Origin of the sequence: Schaalia sp. HMT-172 (assembly GCF_030644365.1) — a bacterium.
Taxonomy (GTDB): Bacteria; Actinomycetota; Actinomycetes; order Actinomycetales; family Actinomycetaceae; genus Pauljensenia.
In genome coordinates, this window is sequence record NZ_CP130058.1 from 1,876,918 (window position 1) to 1,896,796 (window position 19,879).

A 19,879-nucleotide genomic window follows, 5' to 3' on the forward strand; every position below is an offset into this window, starting at 1 on the left:
TGCCCCACACCAGCCCCCTGAGCATCAGACGACGCACTCCCCTCCGCCGTTTGCAGCGAACGCTGAGAATTCACAGACGACGTGGGATCCGTCGTTCCTGTAGCTTGCTTAAGCACATTGTCTAACTGCTGTTCGATCGACAGCGCATAAGTAGTCACTGATCGTCCGGAGGCATCGGAACGTTGCATATATGGATCCGGTGGTTCATCGGCAGATAGCGCATGAGCGACAGAAGACGCATTCACTACTATACAGAGAAATAGGAGGCTAGTGAACCCAGCATGAATTAACTTATTTGCCAGCATGATCAATCAAGCTTCCTTGAGTTTCAATCCAGTGATCATCTTCCCATGTCATATACAGCGTTAGTAGCGACTGATACTCTCGATCTCTCTTCACTATCTTCTGACCTTGGCAAACAATCCCAGTCTTTGAGGAGATCTGAAAAGTGACTGCGATTGTATTTGGGCGCACATCGTCACCGTTCTCAGGTATGGGCTCAACACGAACGATGCGAGTAATTTCTGACATACTCCCATAAGCCCAACCATTCGAGTAGATTTTGGAAACGTCATCGGCGTAAGAGGTCGCGAAAGTCGAGTTGGGATCCGAAACACCCAACAGCGCTAACGTGTCACCCGTGTTCCAGGTGTATCCCATCAGTGCGTGATAATACTCCGCGGCGAGTTCGGCCCCTCGTTCGGTATTCTCCTTGGCCTCCTCTGGCAGCTCTGGTTTGGTGTAGGTGGACGCGGCGTGCTCGGCGGGGCGGACCAGGACGCCGTCTGGGCCGATCTGGTAGCCGCCCGACATCGCAGCCTCGCCCGAGGCCGTGGCGGAAGCAGTGGGCTCCGGGTAGATGGGTGGCGTGGTCGTGGCTGCCACGGTGGGCCTCTCACCCCACGCGGGCCACCAGCCCTCGGCGACCCCGTTGACGTACACGGACAAGACCGCACCCGCGAAGAGAACAACGTAGACGACGCGCATCCCCCAATAGAAGGGCTCCACGTGCAGCCACGCCCGGGCGCGGGCCCGCGCACCCTTAGGGCGCCGCGCTTTGACCTCGGCACGATAATCAGCCCACCGCCGGCGCAGCGTGTACTTACGCGGCGCCGTTTCGCGGCGGAAGCGCTCCTCGTCCTCCTCGGTCACGGGACGCTCAGACAACGGCGGAACCATCATGATGCATCTACCTCTCTCGCGGTTTCCCGGTTAGTGGCCTTGTTTTTCTTCCCAGGTGTCGGTGTTGTTAATGACCAGGTGAGACAGCGGGAAGGGGCCGGTCGTTTCGGTGGTGGTGACCAGGCCGTTGATCGTCTGGGTCTCCCCGGTGAAAGGGTTCGTGGCCGTCCCGCTCCACGTGGTCCTCAGCGTGATCTCGCGGTTCTCATGCGGGTAGGGCCCATCGAACCCAGAACGCCACCCCTGCGGGGGCGTGTAGTAGTGGCGGATCAAGCGCGGGTCCTTGTTCGGATCGATTCCCTTCTCCCATGCCAGGCCCGGCGAGGTAGTCACCGTGTTGGGGGTCCCATCACCCCAGGAGTACTCGTAGTTCGTTGCCGTCAGCGTGATCGTGATGTCGCGGCCCAGCAGATTGATGACGTGAGTCTGGGTCGGGCTCGTCACCGAGACGATGGTGGGCACAAACCTGTTCGTGTACGACACCGTGGGTGGTTGTTTATTGATGCCGGCTCCGTCGGCGTGGATCGTGGTGGCAGCGTAGTAGAGGATTTCCCGGGTGGTGGGCAGCGTCGGTCTGGACCCTGCCGGATGAGCAGCAGAGAAATACAGGCACGCGACCTCCTCGGTGCTCCCGTCAGGCTTCTCATACATGTGCATCATGCCATCACACACCTGCCCCACACCAGCCCCCTGAGCATCAGGCGACGCACTACCCTCCGCCGTTTGCAGCGAACGCTGAGAATTTACAGACGAGGGAGTAGAATCTCCATCCTGTCCCGAAGATTGCTGATTGTTGCGATATTGCATAGTTGTATCTACGCTGTCATCAACTCCTCTTGAACAGAAACTCCACGTTGAGTTATCGGAGTCAGAGCAACGATTCGTAGCACTTGTCGGCACCGGATTTGTAATTGCCTGGGCGTTATGTGGGCACGCGCACGTGAGAGCTATCGTGACTAAGCATGAAAATGCAATACTAGCTTTGAGCGTCATCAGTAACTCCTGTCCCTGTATCGATCCAACGCCCATTCTTCCATGTCATATGTAGGAATATTCTTGATGGGTACGTACCTTCGCTGACAATAATTTTTTGATCCACGCAAGCAGTTCCATTGCTCGACTCAATATCAAAGATGACTAGAATTGTGTCAGGCTCGACTTTCGGATGCTCTTCCGTGTCTACCGGAGCGACGTGCAGGATCCTCGTCACCGTAGAGCTGCTGTCGTACATCCAGCCGTGGGAATAGAGTTCGTTGACGTTGTGAATGTATGTTTCTCGAACTTCTTTTCCGGGCTCTGTGATGTCTTCAAATGGTCGTGTGTCTCCCGTGTTCCACGCGTAGGTAATCGTGTCGATGACGTACTCCGCGGCGAGCTCGGCCCCACGTTCTGTGTGCTCTTTGGCTTCCTCTGGCAGCTCGGGTTTGGTGTAGGTGGATGCTGCGTGTTCGGCGGGGCGGACCAGGACGCCGTCGGGGCCGATTTGATAGCCGCCCGACATCGCGGCCTCGCCGGTAGCCGACGGGGATGGGGTGGGTGTGGGGTTTACGGGCGGCGTGGTCGTGGCTGCCACGGTGGGCCTCTCACCCCACGCGGGCCACCACCCGTTGGCAACCCCGTTAACGTACACGGACAATACCGCACCCGCGAAGAGAACAACGTAGACGACGCGCATCCCCCAATATAAGGGCTCCACGTGCAGCCACGCCCGGGCGCGGGCCCGCGCACCCTTAGGGCGCCGCGCTTTGACCTCGGCACGATAATCAGCCCACCGCCGGCGCAGCGTGTACTTACGCGGCGCCGTTTCGCGGCGGAATTGCTCCTCGTCCTCCTCGGTCACGGGACGCTCAGACAACGGCGGAACCATCATGATCTATCAACCTCCACGATGAGGTGTCCTCACGCGCGCCCCCGCCATCGGCGACGCGCCCTTCACCCACCAGACTACGCGCCGTCACACGCAAATACACCAAGAATGCACGGTAACCACCAACGCACATCCTCCCGCCCAGAGGGGACGAACGTGCACGCACCCGCACAAGCCAGCCACGACCTCGTCAAACACGAACGCCGCACCGACAACGCCGCGGGAAGGCGACCGTTACGGAGGGCGCCACGGTGGCGCGGTGTCCTCAGAGAAGCTTGTCTAACTCCTCCTTGATCCTGCGTTCCTCCCCCGATTCGTTCGTCGCCAGACGCAGGACCGGCACGCCATACGCGGCCATGATTGAGTCCTTGCGGGCGTCGCGCTGCTGCTGCTCCTTGTTGTTGCCGTGGTATTCCCAGCCGTCGACCTCGATGGCGAGGACAATGCGCCCGGTCACTCGCGAGTAGACCCCGAAGTCGAGGGCACTGTCCGTGAACACGAAGTCACGCTGTTCCTCGTTCAGGAAGCGCGTATGTGGCAACGCCTCCCGAAGAGGGACCTCCGTGTAATACCCGAATGACGAATACTTCCGATCGGCCAGGACCTCCCGCAGACACAGGTCCGCAACATTCTCGGCCGGAGTCCGTTTCCAATTCGACCACTTCGCGCGCGAATACCGCTCAAGGGACGCACTGTAGGCGCTGTAGAGGACATCGAAGATTGACACAATATCCGATTCAACAGAAACACGCGGGTCGTACATCTTAATATAGTCAAGGAGGGCACTGACATTCTTACTATGCGGAACACCATTGTGAGCCGTCACGACAATCAAGCGATCCTTCGCTCGGGACACGCTCACATTCGTCATGGCGTCCGCATCGTAGAAACTAAAGCCAGCGGACTTATCGGTCGAATTCAAGACCGTCGACAAAATGATCGTTTCCGCGTCACGGCCCTGGAACTTATGAACAGTCGCCGACATCCATCGATCGCTGCTCCCCTCCCCAACATCGTGGAGAACTTGCTCGCCCGCGCTCTGTGCCTGCACGCGGAAGGGCGTCACAATCCCCAGGAGGAAATCACCAACCCCGTCCTTGTCCTCGGGCTGAATTCCCTTACGAATAAGCTTCATGTCTTCCAGCTGCGTGATGATGCGGGCAATGATGTCGATCTCGCGCTGAGAGTAGCTCCCTCCCTCTTCCAGGCGGCGCGCATGATTCCCGGGAGCGGCATGAACAATCTTGAAGGGGCTAGGCGCCCCCTCATCAGCCGAGCGCATGGGAATGAGCTGGCCGTCGTAATACATGCGATTACAGAACTCGATAATGGCCGGATGGCAGCGGTAATGCTCCTTCAGGAGCGTGCTCACGACGCCCGAATCTGGTTCCATCTCTTTAGCTGACTCCAACAGCGACAGCGAGCGGACGTCGACGCGCGCATCGGGCGGATCAGACTCGCTCTCGCACCAGCCGGCGAAAATCGGGCTAAGCTGCTTCGTATCGCCGACGATGACAGCATTGCGTGCGACACTCAGCGCCGCCAAACCCGGCGGCAGCAGCACTTGCGAGGCCTCGTCGACGATCACCCAATCCAGGAGAGGGTCCCTACCCAGGTTATTTCCGATCGAGTAGCACGACGACGCCACGATCGGGTAGGCAGAGAGAAGCGCTTGCGTTTTGGTATGTATCTGTCCGCCCAGGTCGGGTACCACAGCGCCTGCTTGGCAGAATCGCCGGGCGAGGATCGCATCGAAGATGCTCCTCGACCGACGCCGATACGCTGCACTCGCATCATCTACTCCGCTGTCTTCGACGCGCTGCGTCGCGATGTCGACGGCCTGCGCGAGTTCCGCCTCGCGCGCCCGATAGAACAGCATCTGGATGGCTGACTGAACGTCGACATCCCTCAGGTCCAGGCCTTTGAGGGGGCCGAAGGTGCGGTAGCGGCGCACGCGCTCAATGAGACCACCGATACTCCATGACGGCCTCGGCGCGAAGCGAGCGGCTGCGACAAGCTCAGCGATAGTCTCGGAGGGGGCGCTCGCGATGGGCAGGTTCCCCATGTCTGGCAGGGAGCGGCGACTCTCCTTCACTTTTTCTTCAAACAGTTTTCTTTCGTGCCGGATGTTGTCCAGCTGGGCGCGCACGATCGGCAGATCCCTGCTGGTCTTCCACAGGTCTACGAGGCGTTCTTCCTCCTCGCGGAGTGTCTCTAGCTCATCCGCAATCACTAACCCAGCGGTTACACGCCCCGTGTTGTCACACCATTGTTTCCGTTGCTGGATGAGCTCATCCTGTCTGCTGTGGAACTTTCGGACGCGCGGGGCGCTCCCGAGGTTCGCGATGAGGAACCCATACCCTTCATCTGAGAGCTTCTTCACGACGTTCTCGACGGCCGAATTTGCCGACGCGACGACGCCGACGGTCTTTCCCTGCGCGACCAACGTGGCGATCAGGTTGAGGATCGTCTGCGTTTTTCCGGTGCCGGGAGGCCCGTCGATGATCGAGATCTGGTGAGTGAGCGCGGCGCGTATGGCGTTGCGTTGATCGAGGTTGGAGTGGAAGGGCATCACGACAGCGTCGCTTGCGCCGGTGTCGGCGCTCGACCTGCCGACGAGGAAGGCTTCGAGGGCGGAGCCTTGCGGCACGGATGTGATGTTTTCCCACACGTTGGCCAGGCTCGCGTACACGATCGAGACGTCATGTCCCTTCCAGGGCTTCGGCGCCCCAGGCTCGGCGCGCAATGCTCCCTGACGCTCCGCCGCCGAGAAGACTTCGGTACAGATGTAGTCGAAGAGCGCCTTGGCCCGCTCGCGCTCCTCTTGTGTTGGTTCTGCGCTCACGTCAGCTCCTTTGCGACCCTCCACACGTGTTTGACGCTCAGCATAATCGACTTATCTGACTAGCGGTAGGTTGTTGGACACCCACCCGGACCGCCCGCTGGACGCAGATGTGCATGGCCCCTCGTATCGTGGCGCTATGGGTATATCACTTGTTTTTCTCCTGGTTGGACTGGTCGTGGGCGCTGCGCTCGGGTACGTGGGGGCGGTGGCGCGCCGCGCCTCGCAGCCGGGCGAGGACGTGGGCGCGTTGCGCGCGGAGGCCGCACGGTGGCAGGCGCGCGCGGAGGAGCTGTCGCATCGCGTCGAATCCGCCGACGCCCGCTCGGCCGGTGATGCGTCCGTGTTGCAGGCCCTCGCCCCGGTTCGCGCGCAGCTGGAGCAGATGACGGCGCGCGTCGACCAGATGGAACAGACGCGGGCACGCCAGCACGGGGCCCTCGCCGAACAGCTGCGCGACGCCGCGCAGCGTGAGGCGGACCTGGCCCGCACGGCCGCCTCCCTGGAGGGCGCCCTGCGCTCGCGTAGCGCGCGCGGCACGTGGGGCGAGGTCGAGCTCGCCCGCATCCTCGAGGCCTCCGGCATGATGGCGCACGTCGACTTCGCGGAACAGCGCTCGATCGCGTCACTCACTCAGGGACGAGGCCTGGGCGCGGGCAGCGCATCGACTGACCGCGGGCGCCCCGACGTGACGATTCACCTGCCGGGCCAGGGATTCCTCGCCCTCGACGCGAAAGCCCCCATGGACGCGTACCTGCGGGCCTGCGGCATCGAGGACAGCGGGGAGGAAGCGGAGGCTCGGCGCCGAACGGAGCTCGCCGCGCACGCGAAGGCCTTGCGTTCTCACGTGGAGGCGCTCGCGTCGCGCGACTACGCGCGCGCTCTCGGCTCCTCACCCGAGCTGGTGATCCTCTTCGTCCCGTCGGAGGCGGCGCTGAGCGCCGCGCTGCGCTCGGACGCCGCACTCCTCGATGATGCGATGGCGCGCGGCGTGGCCCTGTGTTCCCCCGTCACCCTGCTGGCGGTGGCTCGCACGTGCGCCACGGCGTGGGCACGCACGACGATTAACGAGCAGGCTGACCAGGTCATCGCCTTGGGCCGCGACCTGTACGAGCGGCTCGGCGTCGTCGCCGGCCACATGGACAACCTGGGCAAGAACCTGGCCAAGAGCGTCGACTTCTACAACAAGGCCGTGTCCTCGATGGAGACTCGGCTCCTGTCGCGAGCCCGCGCCGTCACCGCCCTCGAGTCCGCCTCCAAGAAACCCATGACGGCCACCGACATCGACCCGGACGCCGCCCAGGTCCGCGCCTTCACGAAGCCGGAGCTGACGGGGAGGTGAGACGGCGACACCGGCCCCGCGGCGCTTCAACACCCGCGGGGCGAGGGGACGCCGGGCATCCGGCTACGCCTCGGTACCCTCGCCGCCGCGACTGTAGTGGGCCTGGAGCGCATCCGCCGTGATCTCGACGATCCTATCCAGGAAGGACTGATCCGTCATGTACGACTGAATCTCCTGGTTTTCCTGGCAGGTGCGAACCATGGCGACGCCGACGGCGTTCTTGAAGTCAGCGGATGCTTTGAGCTGGCTCGGGCTGTTCTTCTTCGCCATGGCCTGCGCGGCCTCGTTCTCATCCAGGAAACCCCAGAAGGTGGTGATGAACCCGGCGACACTGCCCTCGGTCACGTCGACGTTCCGGGCCCGGAACATGTCGTTAACGCGATCGATAACCTCCGCGAGGGGGCCCTTCGTCGGAGTCTGCCCGCCGCGGAACTCGCCGTCGAAGCCGGGAAGCACCATCGGCTCGACGCTGCCCTCGCTCAGGGAGTGATCCTCGTTGATGGCGGAGGGGACGAGCTGCACGCCGGAGAGCTGCACGCCCTCAAGGTAGGAGTCGTCGTACTGGTTGCCGTCCATGTGCAGGTTGCGCGACAGGAGGGTGGCCACGATGGCGCGCTTGTGCAGGTCCGGGTCCTGGTAGTCGACGATTTGGCTGAGGAACTGCCAGGCGTTGCGGTAGCTGATCGTGTCCGCGCGGAAGCTACGCAGGGAATCCTTGAGTTCGTTGTCCTTGCCCAGACGCGCGCACTTCCACGCGGCCTGCCACCGCTCCTTGATGGGCCCCAGGGCCCGCGCGATGGCTTCACCGCCGGCATCGCTCAGGTACGCGTCGGCGACCGCTTCCATCTCCACCATCGTATAGATGCCGGCAGTGTCCAGGCGTTCGGCGATCGTGATGAGCGAGTTCGGGTCGACTTCCCCGGCCACGTGCGCGTCCGAATAGTACATCCTGAAGTCGTCCTCGATGCTGGCCGGCGTGTTCTGGAAGTCCACGACCATGGGCGCGGTCTTGCCGGGGTAGGTGCGGTTGAGGCGCGAGAGGGTCTGGACGGCGGCGATGCCGGATAGTTTCTTGTCCACGTACATGGCCGTGAGGCGCGGCTCGTCGAAGCCGGTCTGGAACTTGTTGGCGACGATGAGGACCTTGTAGTCCTCCTCGCGGAACGCTCGCGCCGTGTCGCCGCGCCCGTTGAGCGAGGCCTCGGTGACGGTTTCTCCGTCGTCGGATTCCAGGGAGCCGGAGAAGGCGACGAGGGGACGAATGTCTGTGTAGCCCTGCGTGTCGATGTAGGAGTTCATTGCCTCGAACCACACTCAACTCTGAAGAGCCGGATTCAGACCCCAACTACACCCCCAATTATGAAGAGCCAGCATCATCGCAACGCAAAGTTGACTAAACACGATGGGTATGCCTTATAACCCTCAATTTGAGTTGAGTTCTGAAATATATTGTTCGATATATCCCGTCTGCTCAGATTCTATGGCGGAAATAAATCGCTCAATGGAAGCCAAATCAGGCGAGCCTTCTTTGCAGGGCAGCATGATCGGCAGGTCGAAGCTCCGGGAACTGCGCAACTTGTTTCCAAAAGAAAACCTACCGCGCAAAGCTCTGTTAATGGATGCAGCAATGAAGATCAAAGCTCGGCGAGTGTAGGCAACTCCTTCGCTCCAATAAACTCCAGTGTCGTCACCGGCACCAAACTCGTATTCTCTAACAAAGGCATTACCGAAAATATCAATGGTTATAGAATTAGAAGGAAAAACAACAAGTGGATTTGAAATATAGCCGACTACGCCCGTGTTCGTTGTGCCAGACATGACGAACGGAATGTCGCCGGGGATCTGATCATCTTTTTTGAGACGCTGACCTTGCTCTATATGATCGAACAAATCACCGAGCTTGAAGGAGGCCCACGACAAATCGCTTAATTCTTCTGTCAACAATGCTGATCGTCGACACAATTCAGGATAGCGCCCTGCTCCTTGCTTAAGTACGCTGGATAGCTCCCATGAAAGATGATCGGCAACGGACGACTCCAGCATGCTGTAGGTAAGCCGAATATCCGCGGGCGCGGTCTGGTTCCAATCGGTACCGCTGAGGGGATCGATAACACCTTCGAAGTAGTCTTGTGCAGTAAGATAACATAACTTCTTCGAACCGAATTTCACAAGATTTACTAATTCCTCGTACCTTTCAGGAGCATGATCCACGTTACGCAAATTCACGGCACTCCGAGCTTTACGTCGGTTGGTTCGTTTATATCCATCGTTCGAGAAATCGATAAACTTTACTACATCATCAGGTTCATGTGCTTCGCCGACGCGAAATACATAAATTTGCGTATGAACACTGGACTTGCCGATGAAGAGGTCGGCGGGCATTTTGATGCTTGCAAGAAGTTTCGATTGCTTAAGAATTCTCTTATTATACTCGGCCGCCTTCCCAGAGCCAGCTGAATTCTGAATAATAACTGCTGCATAACCCTTGTTCATCATAGAAAGGGCGCGCTCGACAAAGATCATGCCGTTGCCTTCGGCTGAATAGGGAGGATTGAGCACAAAAGCAGTGGCTGGAAATGGTTTTCCTTTGTTGCCATACTCGTAGTCCCCCCGAAAATTTGTTAGAGAGTCCGAATTGAGGACATTCGCTGATCCGTCACCCATCATGATCATATTTAGGACCGCCAGCATGTACACGCTAGGTAGTAACTCAAGGCCCAATAGCTGAGAAGATTTTATCTCTGCATACTTAATCTCGAGTTCATCAGGTGATTCGATACGATGCTTGGCATCGTTCATCATTTCGTTCATCGCCGCCACAAGTAGCCCCGCCGAACCGGTCGCGAAGTCCCAGACGTATGAATTCCGATCAACTCGAGCTAGCCTAACCAGCAATTTTGCCACATACGAAGGAGTTAGGACAACGTCATTTAACTTATCCTGAGTGAATCCCAGCCAGCTGTACATCTCATTAAATAGCTTGCCGGTGAAGTCTGTTGTTAAGCCGATTTTGTAGTAGATGCCCAAATCGTCAATGATCTTGGAAAAGACTCGCTTGAGCTGAGTTTCGCCATTATTCACCATGTTGAGATTTTCAGCGGTCAGAGTGTTTTTCAAGGTGCGCACGATCATTTTACGCTTTTCGGTTGGTAACGCCTTTTGCATGAGAAAGCTGTTAACCTTGCGCAAGACTATTTCGCCGTCGGTACCCCCTGGTTCGTTGATGGACTTTAGGTCCGCCTTTTCAAGTGGTGCCACCTTGCCTGGCACGCCCAGAGTTGCAATTATAGAGGCTGCGACTAGGTATACTCGATCATTTTCGGAAAGTCCTTTTTCGTTTTGATATATATCGTTATTCAATTTGATTAGACTCTCATCGATTTCACGTTCCCTTTGAGCCCTAATGTTATCGATTTCGGAAGGGCTTAGCTGCTGATTGTGAACATATTCAGTAAACTCATCAAATCGAGTCTGCTTTAGGAAAGATAGATCGCTGTATTTCCCCAATCTTTGCCCAACGCCAAAATTGCTTTTCGAGACCAGGTATACAGCGATCTCCAACTTTAAGTTACCATTATCTTTGTATCCGGTAACACCAATTGCAATGATGTTTGAATATGCGGTATAGTGCAATAATGCGTTCGCATAGTGGACAGCCCCATTTGCTGCGTATCCATTAATGTTTGCAAAGTGTGGAGTATTGTCTTTCTTGCGATTTTCAATGTGACCTTTTGGGTCTAGCTTTTCAAGTTTGTTTTTGTATCCTTTATACTCAATTAGGATGGGCCAGTACTCATTACGCGCGTCTTGAATCAACGCCTTCGCGTCCGGCCGATTCCCGCCCGCTCCCCCTCGTTTCGAATAATACTCATCCAGTGCTGCATCAATTTCGTGATTTAAAGGTTCTTGCTCAAGTTTATAATCTACGCCGTAAGACTTTAACCAGCCGTTCACTTTGTCTGCTACATTTGGTTCCACCGACTGAGGTATCTTATTTGCCATGGTCTACCTTTCGTTTTCAGCTGGCCCATGCCCGCTCTCAGGATATGCATTCAACGGTGATATTACCTGTTCTTCATAGTCGGGTGTGGGGTGAGACGTGTTGAGAAGCGGTGATCAGGTCCATTCGGAGTCTGAGCCTTCACGAACTCGATGACGTCGTCCTTCGTGTCCTCCAACAGGCACTCAAGGCGGCGCAGGACCGTGAACGGCAGGATGTAGTCGCCGTACTCCTGGGGTTCGACGACGTTACGCAGGTACTTGTCAGCCGTGTCCCACACGATCCGGGCGGTGGTGGATGCCGCCGCGCGCGATGCCTCGTTTGCCATGACTGTCTTGCTCCCCCGCGCCTGCGACTACTGCTATTACAACGAAAAATGAGGACGTCCCGCCCGCTGGCATGCCAGCAAGAGAGCGCCCATTGAAGTCTACCTCACGACGCCGAAACTGACGGGGACGTGAGCATGTCAGCGATGCCGTCCAACTGCGCGCGGATCTCCTCAAAAGGCCGGTCCAGGTCGAGCGTCCTCACGCCGATCTGGTTGCCGCTCATGCGATACGTGACGTCGGGCTGCACCTCCTCGTCGGTCGCGGCGTACAGGAGCATGCCCGACACTTCGACACTCTCCCCCGCGCGCTCCAGCACCGCCTGCTTGTTCTTCACGTACGCGAAGATCTGATAGAGGTTTCCCGAGTGCACGGTCCTCTTGTCGAAGTTGCTCTGCATCGTGGACTTGTAGTACTTCGCATCGATGATGAGCACGCGGCCACCAGCACTCAACGTAATGTCGCTGCGCATGGCGGGCAGGCCCTCCGACATGCCATCGTCGAGCGCCCACTCGACGAACGAGGCACTGGCACGCAGCCGTGGGTGTTCCTTACGGTAGTACTCGAGGATGAACTTTTCGTACAGGCGGCTCATGCGCTGCTCGTCGAAGAAATCCATCATGCGCACGCTGCCGTCGCTCTGGGTTTGAAGCAGCCCTTTGACGACGAGCCAGCACACCGCCATCAGCATGCGGTAGGTGCGATTGTTGCGGTCGTAGCGCATGTTCCAGTCGACCGTGTGCAGGTCGATCTCGCGCACGTTCGCGAAATACACCATGAGCTTCTTCAGGCTCTTCTTGCGCGCCCTGGAGATATCCGAGCACACAAGCAACGCGACCGTCGCCTTGATCACGCGGTTCATTGTCGTGTCGACGCTGAACTCGTCGTAGGAGCACACCAGCTGACGGCGCCAAATCGCCTGCGATTTCACGGACTCGGTGACCTTAATTGCGCCGCGCAGGGAGGAGCGAGCCTCGGTCCGGTTCACGTACTCCTGCCCGAGGCCTCGTTTGAGTTGCAGGGACACGCCTCGCTCGAGGATGGCGGCGCACAGCTCGGCCGCGTTATCGAAGTCCTCCGTGGCCACGGAACGGTAGCCCTGCTCGCGTAGCGCCGAGAAGGCGTAGGCGAGCATGTGGAAGACGTTGCGGACGCGGATCACCGCAGCGGCCTACGCAGCCTGTCGGCCCACTCGCGGACCTTGCCGGGTTCGTCGAACCAGTACTCCTTGAGCATCGGGATGAGCTCGTAGTCCACGATCGAGGCCAGGGCCGCGTCGGTGCAGTTTTCGGGTTTCATGTTGCAGAAGTAGCTGTGGCCGATGCAGAATCCTTCGCCGAGCGACTCGTCCTCGGCGATCACGCGGTTGAGGGATTCCACCTCACGCACCAGGGCCTCAAACCTCGGATTAACGAGGCCGACGCGGTAGGCGCGGAAGCCGTCGGAGTCGAAGGCGGGGCGCAGTTCCACGAAGGCGAAGCGGCGGCGCAGCGCGTAGTCGAGCATCGCGAGGCTGCGGTCCGCCGTGTTCATCATGCCGATGATGTGGACGTTTGCCGGCACGCAGAACAGTTCGTGTGAGTAGAGGAGTTGGAGCTTGTACTCCGGCCCTCGTTTATCGCTCTCGATGAGCATGAACAGCTCACCGAAGATCGTGGAGAGGTTGCCGCGGTTGATCTCGTCGATGATGAAGAAGTAGTCGTTATCCTGATCGTCGGCGGCCTTCCTACAGAAGGAGTAGAAGGCACCCTTGACCAGCTCAAACCCCGCACCGGAGGGGCGGTACCCTTCGATGAAGTCCTCGTAGGAGTAGCTCTGGTGAAACTGGACCAGCTTGACGCGTGAGGCGTCCTTGACACCCATCATCGAGTAGGCGAGGCGCTTGGCGGCAAAGGTCTTACCCACTCCGGGCGCGCCCTGCATGATGACGTTCTTCTTGGCACGCAGCAGGCCAACGATCGCGTCGTATCGCTGGCGGTCCATGTAGACCTCGCCGAGAAATTTCTCCACGGGATATTCGATCAGGGGCGCCGACATCTCCGCGCCGTCGAACGCGCCGTCCTCTTCCTCGAAAAAAGCCTTCAATTGAGCTAGTCGGTCGGTGTAGTCGGTGATCTCAGTGAGGGTCTTCCTCACCGACCACGGCTTGTCGAGGCTCCAGTTTCCCTTGTGGGTCCAGCGGACCCCGCGGACGTTCCGGTAGTGCTCGGCGTCCGCATCGTAGACGTAGTCACCCGTGACAACGCCTCGCCCGATGATCTCCTTGATGCCTCGTTTCGCAAAGATGACATCGCCCGGCTTCATCTCGTTCGCGAACTGCCACAGGGCAAGAACGTCGTTCGTTGGCCTGCCTGGGCCAGAGGATGTCTGAAGCAGCTGGCGTTCCATGTCCGACCTGCTGGCGTACGCCCTCAGGTCACCTAGCTCCCCCCAGGCGAGGCCCATGATACCGCGCGCGTAAAAGTCGTCCCACTCGGATGCGCGGTGGCCCGGCGCGTAGAGCCAGTAGCGCACGGTCTGCACGCCGTCATCCCCGAGAGCAGATGCCTGCATTGTCGCCTCCTTGCCAAGCTCGGCCATAAGTACCGGCTATCCGTCGCCATGGCCACACACTACCACCGCGTGACTGGCGACATGCTTCACGCTCGCACTGGCTCGACAGCAAAGCCGAGCCACGCTCGCGCGCCCCGGCCACGGCCTCGTCAGTGCGCACTCCTCAGTCAAGGTCCGCCAACACGCCCACGTCACACGCGGCCTGACGAAGGCGCTTATCGCGCGTCCACAGCGACACGCCGGGGGTCACGACGACGCTCGCCAGGAGAGCCACGTCGATCGCACTGAGTCCTCTACCCCACAGTCTCCGCTCCTCGACGAGGTGCCGCACGCCCTGATCATCGATATTGCGCACGATCATCAAGCGCTCAAGCATTTTCAGAAAGAACGACCGATTCTTGAGGTTCCCTAACGCGAGCTCGGTGATGACGCTCTGGTGCACACACACCAGGTCGCGCTCGAGCAGATCGACCAGAACCGGCTCAGTTTGCCGCAGGTGATCGATCCAGATGTTCGTGTCGACGAGGACTCTCATGCACGCTTGCGGCTCCGCGGCGCAGCTTCCGCCGCCTGATCGCTGCCGCCGAGCGCGGCGAGCTGCCGACCGCTCTCAATGCGAACGAGGAGTTCGACCGCGTCCCTGATCAACGCGGATCGTTCCCTGATCCCGGTGAGCTCCTCGGCGCGCGCGAGCAGGTCATCATCGAGTGTCACTGTGGTTCTCATGGCTACCTCCACAACAATACTAGCATCATATAAGTCACCATTTGATGCATACATTGGTTCACCCGGCAACACCGTCAACCTCCTCTCGCATGGAAACTCACCACAATACGCAAAGCCAACCGGCCCAGGAGGGGCGAATCACCACCCGGCAGGGCGGGATAAAGCTCGGTGGCCCATATTGTCGAAGGCCGTCGATGCCCATCCGAGCCCACGGCCCCACACAGGCACGAAAGAGGGCCGCCCGAGAACACGTGCAACCGACCTTGCTCAAACTGCAGTCCACTTCGCCCAAATCGGGCCATTTTCGGCAATTTTCAGCGAAGTGGACTGCGGTTTGGGACAGGAGACCGGTGACAACACCGCACCAACAACAAAGCCGGGCCACGCCCTCGCGCGACCCGGCTACCGCCTCGTCAGGCCCCTTCGCCTCAGGCGACTTCCACCGTCACAAGGGGAACGATTCCGCTCAACGTATCCCCCAGCGCGTCCTCGGCACGGTCGAGCTCGTATCGCATCTGGAGGTTCATCCAGAATCCCGGGGTCGTACCGAAGTAGCGGGACAGCCGCATCGCCGTATCAGCCGTAATCCCGCGCTTCCCGTGGACGATTTCATTGATACGGCGGGGCGGAACACCGATAGCAACAGCGAGCTTGTGCTGCGTGATTCCGAAGCCCTCGATGAAGTCCTCCATGAGGACTTCACCCGGGTGAATCGGAGCAATCTTAGTGGTAGTCAACGATCTCAACCCCTTCTGGACCAGCATCGCCCAGGCCGTCACACATCACGGACGCGCTCACCACGAGCGGCGAGGGTCTGCCCGAACAAGCGTGCGCACACGATTGCTCTGCATCGCAAGATCAGGCAGCTTCGGATCTATCAACGCGAGAATGCCGAGCATATCCCGCAGCCGCCTACGGATGTCGACGGACAGCAAGTTCTCATGATGAGCCACACGATTCCTCAGCTTCCTCACTCGATCAAGCTGATCACCCAGCTTCTCACGGCCCAAGTCGGAAGGGTCCGCATGGGGAAACGCATCCGACAAACATTCGTGCCACAACTGTTGACACTGTTGAGGCTGATTCCGAACCCTCGGCTTAATAAGATAGACCCAGGTTCCGAACATAAAATGCGACACAACATCATCGTGCGTGACGGCTGCCAAACGACGCGGATGAGTCTTTGGACGCAAGCGCGATTGCTCACGTGCAAAATTCTGGGCGACCGCAAGGCTCTTGTGAGTGACAAGATCGTAGAGCAAGGGGGCTGCGCCCTTACGGAGCGCCCAATCTTCCCCATAATCTATCCCTTGCTGATCATTCCAGGCCCGAAGCTTCCGGTCCATTGCATTACGTAGACCCACCTCAACAAACGCAATCGTTGAAAACAATGCTCCCGCAAGATCCGCAGCCCACAAATAGAGCTCACGAGCACGATCAATATCCCCATGAGCTTCACGGAGGTAAGGCGCGAACCTAGCTGACCCAGCTAGGTCCAAAATCACATTTTGGTCTCCCACGTCTCAATGCTAACATTTAATTAATCGCGTCGGGCTTGGACCGGCGCAGTCTACCACGGGGACCCTGGCCACAACGGTCAGGGTCCCTTGGTATTCCAAGAGCATCCTGCATGTCAGCACCGCAGAACGACCCGCAGCTGTCCTCACAAGCAGGCGACCGGGCCACGCCCTCGCGCGACCCGGCCACCGCCTCATCAGACCCCTTCGCCTCAGGCGACTTCCACCGTCACAAGGGGAACGATTCCGCTCAACGTATCCCCCAGCGCGTCCTCGGCGCGATCGAGCTCATAGCGCATCTGCAGGTTCATCCAGAACCCCGGGGTCGTACCGAAGTAGCGGGACAGCCGCATCGCCGTATCAGCCGTAATCCCGCGCTTCCCGTGGACGATTTCATTGATACGGCGGGGCGGAACACCGATAGCAACGGCGAGCTTGTGCTGCGTGATTCCGAAGCCCTCGATGAAGTCTTCCATGAGGACTTCGCCCGGGTGAATCGGAGTCATTTTAGTGGTAGTCAACGATCTCAACCCCTTCTGGACCAGCATCGCCCCACTTGAAGCAGATACGCCACTGATCATTGATTCGAATACTGTACTGTCCTGCTCTATCAACGCGAAGAAGCTCGAGTCGATTGCCCGGAGGGATCCGGAGGTCCTCCAAACGACACGCAGCGTCGATCTGACGCAACTTGCGCAGCGCGACGCGAGCGATGCGCGGGTCAAGGGAAGGAACAGGCTCCCTCGCAGACAACCGCTCGGTCTCGCGATCCCCGAACGACTGGATCATGACAACATGATATATCGGATCGCGTCATTAACGCAAACCGTTAACCTGCACTGCCCTCACACCCACTTTCCCGCCTGCCAGACGACCGGCAACAGCGAAGCCGGGCCACGCCCTCGCGCGACCCCGCCACGGCCTCGTCGCCACGGACACTCCCGTCACCTCGTATCACCATGTATCAAACCTTAGTGACGTATCCCATTAATAGAGATCTCAGAGCTTTTTCAACCGACTGTACCCATCACCTTGCGCAAGAATGGTCTCGGGGAGCAATACAGGGCGACGGGCAGGGCACACCTGTCGCAGTGTCTGTGACGATACTTCACTAATCCGTTGCTTAGCCTCCCCTTACTACACGGCCCCCACCTTCGACTCAATGAAAGAGGCTCACATGAGCGACAACAACGAGAACGTTGACCAGGACAAGACCCCCGAGGGTCCCCTCCAGACCGACCACGGCACGACCACCATCGAGGAAAACGTCGTCGCTAAGATCGCCGGCATGGCCGCCCGCCAGGTGCCCGGCGTGTACGGCATGGGCAACGCCGTGCGCCGCGCCTTCAGCGCCGTGACCGACCGCATCCCCACCACCCAGACCAACGTCACCGGCGGCATCACCGTACACAAGGGCGAAACCCAGGCTGCCATTGATGTCACCGTCGTCGTCGAGTACGGCTATTCCATCATCAACGTCTGCAACGACATTCGCAGCAACATCATCGACCAGATCGAGGGCACCACCGGCTTGGAGGTCGTCGAGGTCAATATCGACGTCACCGACGTCCACCTGCCCGAGGAGGAAACAACCACCTCCGCCTCAACCGATCTGAAGTAGGCGACGTCGACGCCTAGATCTGAGGAATTCTCATGAAGACAACGCACCTGGCCCTCCTCGTGGGCCTGTTCATGGGAGCCGTTCTCGCTTTCGGTTCCTTCGCTAACTTCGTCCTCGTCGCCCTGTGTGGTGTCGTCGGATGGGCGGTGGGCCTTTATCTGGAGGGCCGGGTCGATGTCCAACGTATTCTCGATTGGCGCAGGAGGTGACGAGCGTGGCCGCGTCTGACTCCGCAGTCACGCAGTCGAGGCCGTCGCACGAGAAGGAGCCCTACCTGACACAGCGCGGCACCACGACTATCCCGGCCAATGTAGTCGCCCGAATCGCCGCTCAAGCCGCGTTTGAGTTCGCCACCGTAGGCTCGAACGCAGGTGGAGTCCTCGGAATTGGTTCCCGCCGAAACTTCGGATCTCGCCCCGAGGCCACGTGCCAACTCTATGGGCAGCGCGCAATCCTCCATCTGGACCTCGGCCTCGTCTTCCCCACCCCCTTGTCCTCCACTCTCGAGGACCTGCGCGCACACGTGAGTGATCGCGTCGAGAAGCTGTGCGGGATGAACGTTGGCAAGGTAACCGTCGACATATCCTGGCTCAACCCGAGCAATCGCGTCAGGAAACCCCTGAGATGAGAACACCCGTACCGCCAATCGTTTATCGCCCGACCCGGAGCGCACCTGCCACCCTCTTGGCGTTGCTGCTCCTCATTGTCGGAGGCCTCGGCACGTGGCTGACCGCGTACCGCTTCCTCACAGGGGACTGGCCACAGCGCACCGTGACCATGCTTGGCGAGGTTGGCGCGGCATCCCTCGGTTCCATCGCCGTGCTTGTCGCAGCCGGAATCGCCGCCGCCTTTGGTCTCTTCCTCCTGATCGCAGCGCTGTGGCCTGGCCGCCCCAAGCACGTCGCTTTTCTTCCCGACGATATCCCCGGGCAGACAGCACTTCACCGTTCTGACCTGGCAATCCTCGTGAAGAGGCACGTCGAACAGCTCGCCACGATTCGGTCCGCTTCCGCCACGGTGCGCAGGTCGCGAGTCGACGTGGTCGTCTTCAGTGACGCGGATGATTTAGACGCCGTGCGCGAAGCAGCGTCCAAGAGGACCAACGAGGCGCTGGAGGTTTTCAACCCCGAGGGCATCTCCCGCAGCCGCGTCCGCGCCAAGCGCGTGAGCTGAAAGAGAGCCACTTATGCGTTCAGTTTCTGCCGCTCTTAACAGAGTTTTCCTGGCCTTCTTCGGCCTGATTATCGTCTGCGCGGCCGCCTGGTTCCTCGCGTCCGGCCTCGACGCCGGTCACTGGGTGCCCAGCATTGCCGCTTACCTGGCCACGACACAGGACGAAATCGGAGCATTCCTCTCACCGCACGCTCACTGGCTTCTACCGTTTGGCGTTCTGATGTCTATCATCACCTTCGTCATCGGTCTGTTCCTGCTTCTCATGCAGGTGCCGCGCAGGCCCGCGAATTCTTCACTGAGGATCAGCGGATCTGACGGCACTCTGCTGGCTACTCTCTCCCCCGATGTTCTGTCGCGGGCACTCTCCGAGCGGGCACAGGGTGTTCCAGGGGTCGAACGATGCACCGTCTTCGTCACCGGTTCCCCGAGCAAGCTCTGGGTTCAGGCGGACACGAGCGTCGCACCAGACTGCGAGGTCGAATGGACCGTCACCGAACTACGCAAGCAGCTGAGCGAGGACGTGGCCACGTCTCTTGGGACTCCTCCCAAGCAGCTCGATGTCCTCGTACGGCTAGCACGCTCCGTGAGTTCGACATCAACATCGAAGGCCGTCACAGGCCAGCAGTCGCCAGTAATCACTGGAACAGACGCATGAGGCGTGGGGTAGGGCGGACGAAGCCTTGCCCCACGCTTATGTGTATCACGCGGCCACATTCACGAGGCCGGGGCT

Annotated in this window: 21 protein-coding genes; 6 read left to right on the plus strand and 15 right to left on the minus strand. The window is 59.3% G+C overall.

Going from position 1 to position 19,879, the window contains the following annotated elements; translation table 11 throughout:
* Positions 1-291: 291 nt before the first annotated feature.
* The 4 genes from QU663_RS07810 to QU663_RS07825 all read right to left on the minus strand — a co-directional run bounded on the left by QU663_RS07810 (position 292) and on the right by QU663_RS07825 (position 5,894).
* Positions 292-1,182, minus strand: a complete 891-nt coding sequence (locus tag QU663_RS07810; RefSeq protein ID WP_304990542.1) for a DUF6318 family protein — start codon at positions 1,180-1,182, stop codon at positions 292-294.
* 30 nt (positions 1,183-1,212) lie between these two features.
* Positions 1,213-1,839 (minus strand): hypothetical protein, encoded by a 627-nt coding sequence (locus QU663_RS07815; protein WP_304990705.1) that lies wholly within the window; start codon positions 1,837-1,839, stop codon positions 1,213-1,215.
* Positions 1,840-2,158: 319 nt separating this feature from the next.
* Positions 2,159-3,052, minus strand: coding sequence for a DUF6318 family protein (locus QU663_RS07820; protein ID WP_304990543.1), 894 nt, complete (start codon positions 3,050-3,052; stop codon positions 2,159-2,161).
* 262 nt (positions 3,053-3,314) lie between these two features.
* Positions 3,315-5,894, minus strand: coding sequence for an AAA domain-containing protein (locus QU663_RS07825; protein ID WP_021610943.1), 2,580 nt, complete (start codon positions 5,892-5,894; stop codon positions 3,315-3,317).
* Between the two features lie 136 nt (positions 5,895-6,030).
* On the opposite strand from QU663_RS07825, the gene QU663_RS07830 reads away from it, so the two are divergent.
* A complete protein-coding gene (locus tag QU663_RS07830) occupies positions 6,031-7,233 on the plus strand; it encodes a DNA recombination protein RmuC (RefSeq protein ID WP_304990544.1) in 1,203 nt (400 codons plus the stop codon).
* A gap of 63 nt (positions 7,234-7,296) precedes the next feature.
* On the opposite strand, the gene QU663_RS07835 is transcribed toward QU663_RS07830, so the two are convergent.
* From QU663_RS07835 to QU663_RS07885, 11 genes are all read right to left on the minus strand, one after another.
* The gene (locus QU663_RS07835) at positions 7,297-8,532 is read right to left on the minus strand and encodes a type I restriction endonuclease subunit R (protein WP_021610902.1); all 1,236 of its coding nucleotides are present in this window, start codon (positions 8,530-8,532) and stop codon (positions 7,297-7,299) included.
* Positions 8,533-8,655: 123 nt separating this feature from the next.
* The gene (locus QU663_RS07840) at positions 8,656-11,235 is read right to left on the minus strand and encodes an N-6 DNA methylase (RefSeq protein WP_021610903.1); all 2,580 of its coding nucleotides are present in this window, start codon (positions 11,233-11,235) and stop codon (positions 8,656-8,658) included.
* A 62-nt stretch (positions 11,236-11,297) separates the two neighbouring features.
* A complete protein-coding gene (locus tag QU663_RS07845) occupies positions 11,298-11,561 on the minus strand; it encodes a type I restriction-modification system subunit M N-terminal domain-containing protein (protein ID WP_021610904.1) in 264 nt (87 codons plus the stop codon).
* A 104-nt stretch (positions 11,562-11,665) separates the two neighbouring features.
* On the minus strand, positions 11,666-12,721 hold the full coding sequence (mcrC, locus tag QU663_RS07850) for a 5-methylcytosine-specific restriction endonuclease system specificity protein McrC (RefSeq protein WP_021610905.1): 1,056 nt from the start codon (positions 12,719-12,721) through the stop codon (positions 11,666-11,668).
* Positions 12,718-14,112, minus strand: coding sequence for an AAA family ATPase (locus QU663_RS07855; RefSeq protein ID WP_034480307.1), 1,395 nt, complete (start codon positions 14,110-14,112; stop codon positions 12,718-12,720). Before QU663_RS07855 ends, mcrC begins: the two co-directional genes overlap by 4 nt.
* Positions 14,113-14,275: 163 nt before the next feature.
* Positions 14,276-14,647 (minus strand): type II toxin-antitoxin system VapC family toxin, encoded by a 372-nt coding sequence (locus QU663_RS07860; RefSeq protein ID WP_021610907.1) that lies wholly within the window; start codon positions 14,645-14,647, stop codon positions 14,276-14,278.
* Positions 14,644-14,838 carry a type II toxin-antitoxin system VapB family antitoxin gene (locus QU663_RS07865; RefSeq protein WP_021610908.1) on the minus strand — a complete coding sequence of 65 codons (195 nt, stop codon included), beginning with the start codon at positions 14,836-14,838 and terminating at the stop codon, positions 14,644-14,646. Before QU663_RS07865 ends, QU663_RS07860 begins: the two co-directional genes overlap by 4 nt.
* A 428-nt stretch (positions 14,839-15,266) precedes the next feature.
* Positions 15,267-15,602: a HigA family addiction module antitoxin gene (locus tag QU663_RS07870; protein WP_021610909.1), complete on the minus strand. Its 336-nt coding sequence runs from the start codon at positions 15,600-15,602 to the stop codon at positions 15,267-15,269.
* A gap of 30 nt (positions 15,603-15,632) precedes the next feature.
* A complete protein-coding gene (locus QU663_RS07875) occupies positions 15,633-16,358 on the minus strand; it encodes an Abi family protein (RefSeq protein ID WP_021610910.1) in 726 nt (241 codons plus the stop codon).
* Positions 16,359-16,567: 209 nt separating this feature from the next.
* On the minus strand, positions 16,568-16,831 hold the full coding sequence (locus QU663_RS07880) for a HigA family addiction module antitoxin (protein WP_232210900.1): 264 nt from the start codon (positions 16,829-16,831) through the stop codon (positions 16,568-16,570).
* 31 nt (positions 16,832-16,862) lie between these two features.
* Positions 16,863-17,144, minus strand: a complete 282-nt coding sequence (locus QU663_RS07885) for a type II toxin-antitoxin system RelE/ParE family toxin (RefSeq protein WP_021610912.1) — start codon at positions 17,142-17,144, stop codon at positions 16,863-16,865.
* Positions 17,145-17,532: 388 nt separating this feature from the next.
* On the opposite strand from QU663_RS07885, the gene QU663_RS07890 reads away from it, so the two are divergent.
* The 5 genes from QU663_RS07890 to QU663_RS07910 are packed head-to-tail and all read left to right on the plus strand — an operon-like array spanning position 17,533 to position 19,804.
* Positions 17,533-17,976, plus strand: a complete 444-nt coding sequence (locus tag QU663_RS07890; protein WP_051267729.1) for an Asp23/Gls24 family envelope stress response protein — start codon at positions 17,533-17,535, stop codon at positions 17,974-17,976.
* Positions 17,977-18,008: 32 nt separating this feature from the next.
* Positions 18,009-18,185 carry a hypothetical protein gene (locus tag QU663_RS07895; protein ID WP_021610916.1) on the plus strand — a complete coding sequence of 59 codons (177 nt, stop codon included), beginning with the start codon at positions 18,009-18,011 and terminating at the stop codon, positions 18,183-18,185.
* 5 nt (positions 18,186-18,190) lie between these two features.
* Positions 18,191-18,604, plus strand: a complete 414-nt coding sequence (locus QU663_RS07900) for an Asp23/Gls24 family envelope stress response protein (RefSeq protein WP_034480336.1) — start codon at positions 18,191-18,193, stop codon at positions 18,602-18,604.
* Positions 18,601-19,149 carry a DUF6286 domain-containing protein gene (locus QU663_RS07905; RefSeq protein WP_034480321.1) on the plus strand — a complete coding sequence of 183 codons (549 nt, stop codon included), beginning with the start codon at positions 18,601-18,603 and terminating at the stop codon, positions 19,147-19,149. The genes QU663_RS07900 and QU663_RS07905 overlap by 4 nt, the downstream gene beginning before the upstream one ends.
* A 13-nt stretch (positions 19,150-19,162) precedes the next feature.
* On the plus strand, positions 19,163-19,804 hold the full coding sequence (locus QU663_RS07910; RefSeq protein WP_021610919.1) for a hypothetical protein: 642 nt from the start codon (positions 19,163-19,165) through the stop codon (positions 19,802-19,804).
* Positions 19,805-19,879 lie beyond the last annotated feature (75 nt).

Coding starts and splice junctions, on each gene's coding strand:
- QU663_RS07885 (WP_021610912.1), bottom strand. CDS start 17,144: ATGATCCAGTCGTTCGGGGATCGCGAGACCGAGCGGTTGTCTGCGAGG.
- QU663_RS07845 (WP_021610904.1), bottom strand. CDS start 11,561: ATGGCAAACGAGGCATCGCGCGCGGCGGCATCCACCACCGCCCGGATC.
- QU663_RS07890 (WP_051267729.1), top strand. CDS start 17,533: ATGAGCGACAACAACGAGAACGTTGACCAGGACAAGACCCCCGAGGGT.
- QU663_RS07855 (WP_034480307.1), bottom strand. CDS start 14,112: ATGCAGGCATCTGCTCTCGGGGATGACGGCGTGCAGACCGTGCGCTAC.
- QU663_RS07880 (WP_232210900.1), bottom strand. CDS start 16,831: ATGGAAGACTTCATCGAGGGCTTCGGAATCACGCAGCACAAGCTCGCC.
- QU663_RS07840 (WP_021610903.1), bottom strand. CDS start 11,235: ATGGCAAATAAGATACCTCAGTCGGTGGAACCAAATGTAGCAGACAAA.
- QU663_RS07835 (WP_021610902.1), bottom strand. CDS start 8,532: ATGAACTCCTACATCGACACGCAGGGCTACACAGACATTCGTCCCCTC.
- QU663_RS07820 (WP_304990543.1), bottom strand. CDS start 3,052: ATGATGGTTCCGCCGTTGTCTGAGCGTCCCGTGACCGAGGAGGACGAG.
- QU663_RS07830 (WP_304990544.1), top strand. CDS start 6,031: ATGGGTATATCACTTGTTTTTCTCCTGGTTGGACTGGTCGTGGGCGCT.
- QU663_RS07905 (WP_034480321.1), top strand. CDS start 18,601: ATGAGAACACCCGTACCGCCAATCGTTTATCGCCCGACCCGGAGCGCA.
- QU663_RS07910 (WP_021610919.1), top strand. CDS start 19,163: ATGCGTTCAGTTTCTGCCGCTCTTAACAGAGTTTTCCTGGCCTTCTTC.
- QU663_RS07895 (WP_021610916.1), top strand. CDS start 18,009: ATGAAGACAACGCACCTGGCCCTCCTCGTGGGCCTGTTCATGGGAGCC.
- QU663_RS07865 (WP_021610908.1), bottom strand. CDS start 14,838: ATGAGAACCACAGTGACACTCGATGATGACCTGCTCGCGCGCGCCGAG.
- QU663_RS07810 (WP_304990542.1), bottom strand. CDS start 1,182: ATGATGGTTCCGCCGTTGTCTGAGCGTCCCGTGACCGAGGAGGACGAG.
- QU663_RS07860 (WP_021610907.1), bottom strand. CDS start 14,647: ATGAGAGTCCTCGTCGACACGAACATCTGGATCGATCACCTGCGGCAA.
- QU663_RS07870 (WP_021610909.1), bottom strand. CDS start 15,602: ATGCTGGTCCAGAAGGGGTTGAGATCGTTGACTACCACTAAGATTGCT.
- QU663_RS07815 (WP_304990705.1), bottom strand. CDS start 1,839: ATGCACATGTATGAGAAGCCTGACGGGAGCACCGAGGAGGTCGCGTGC.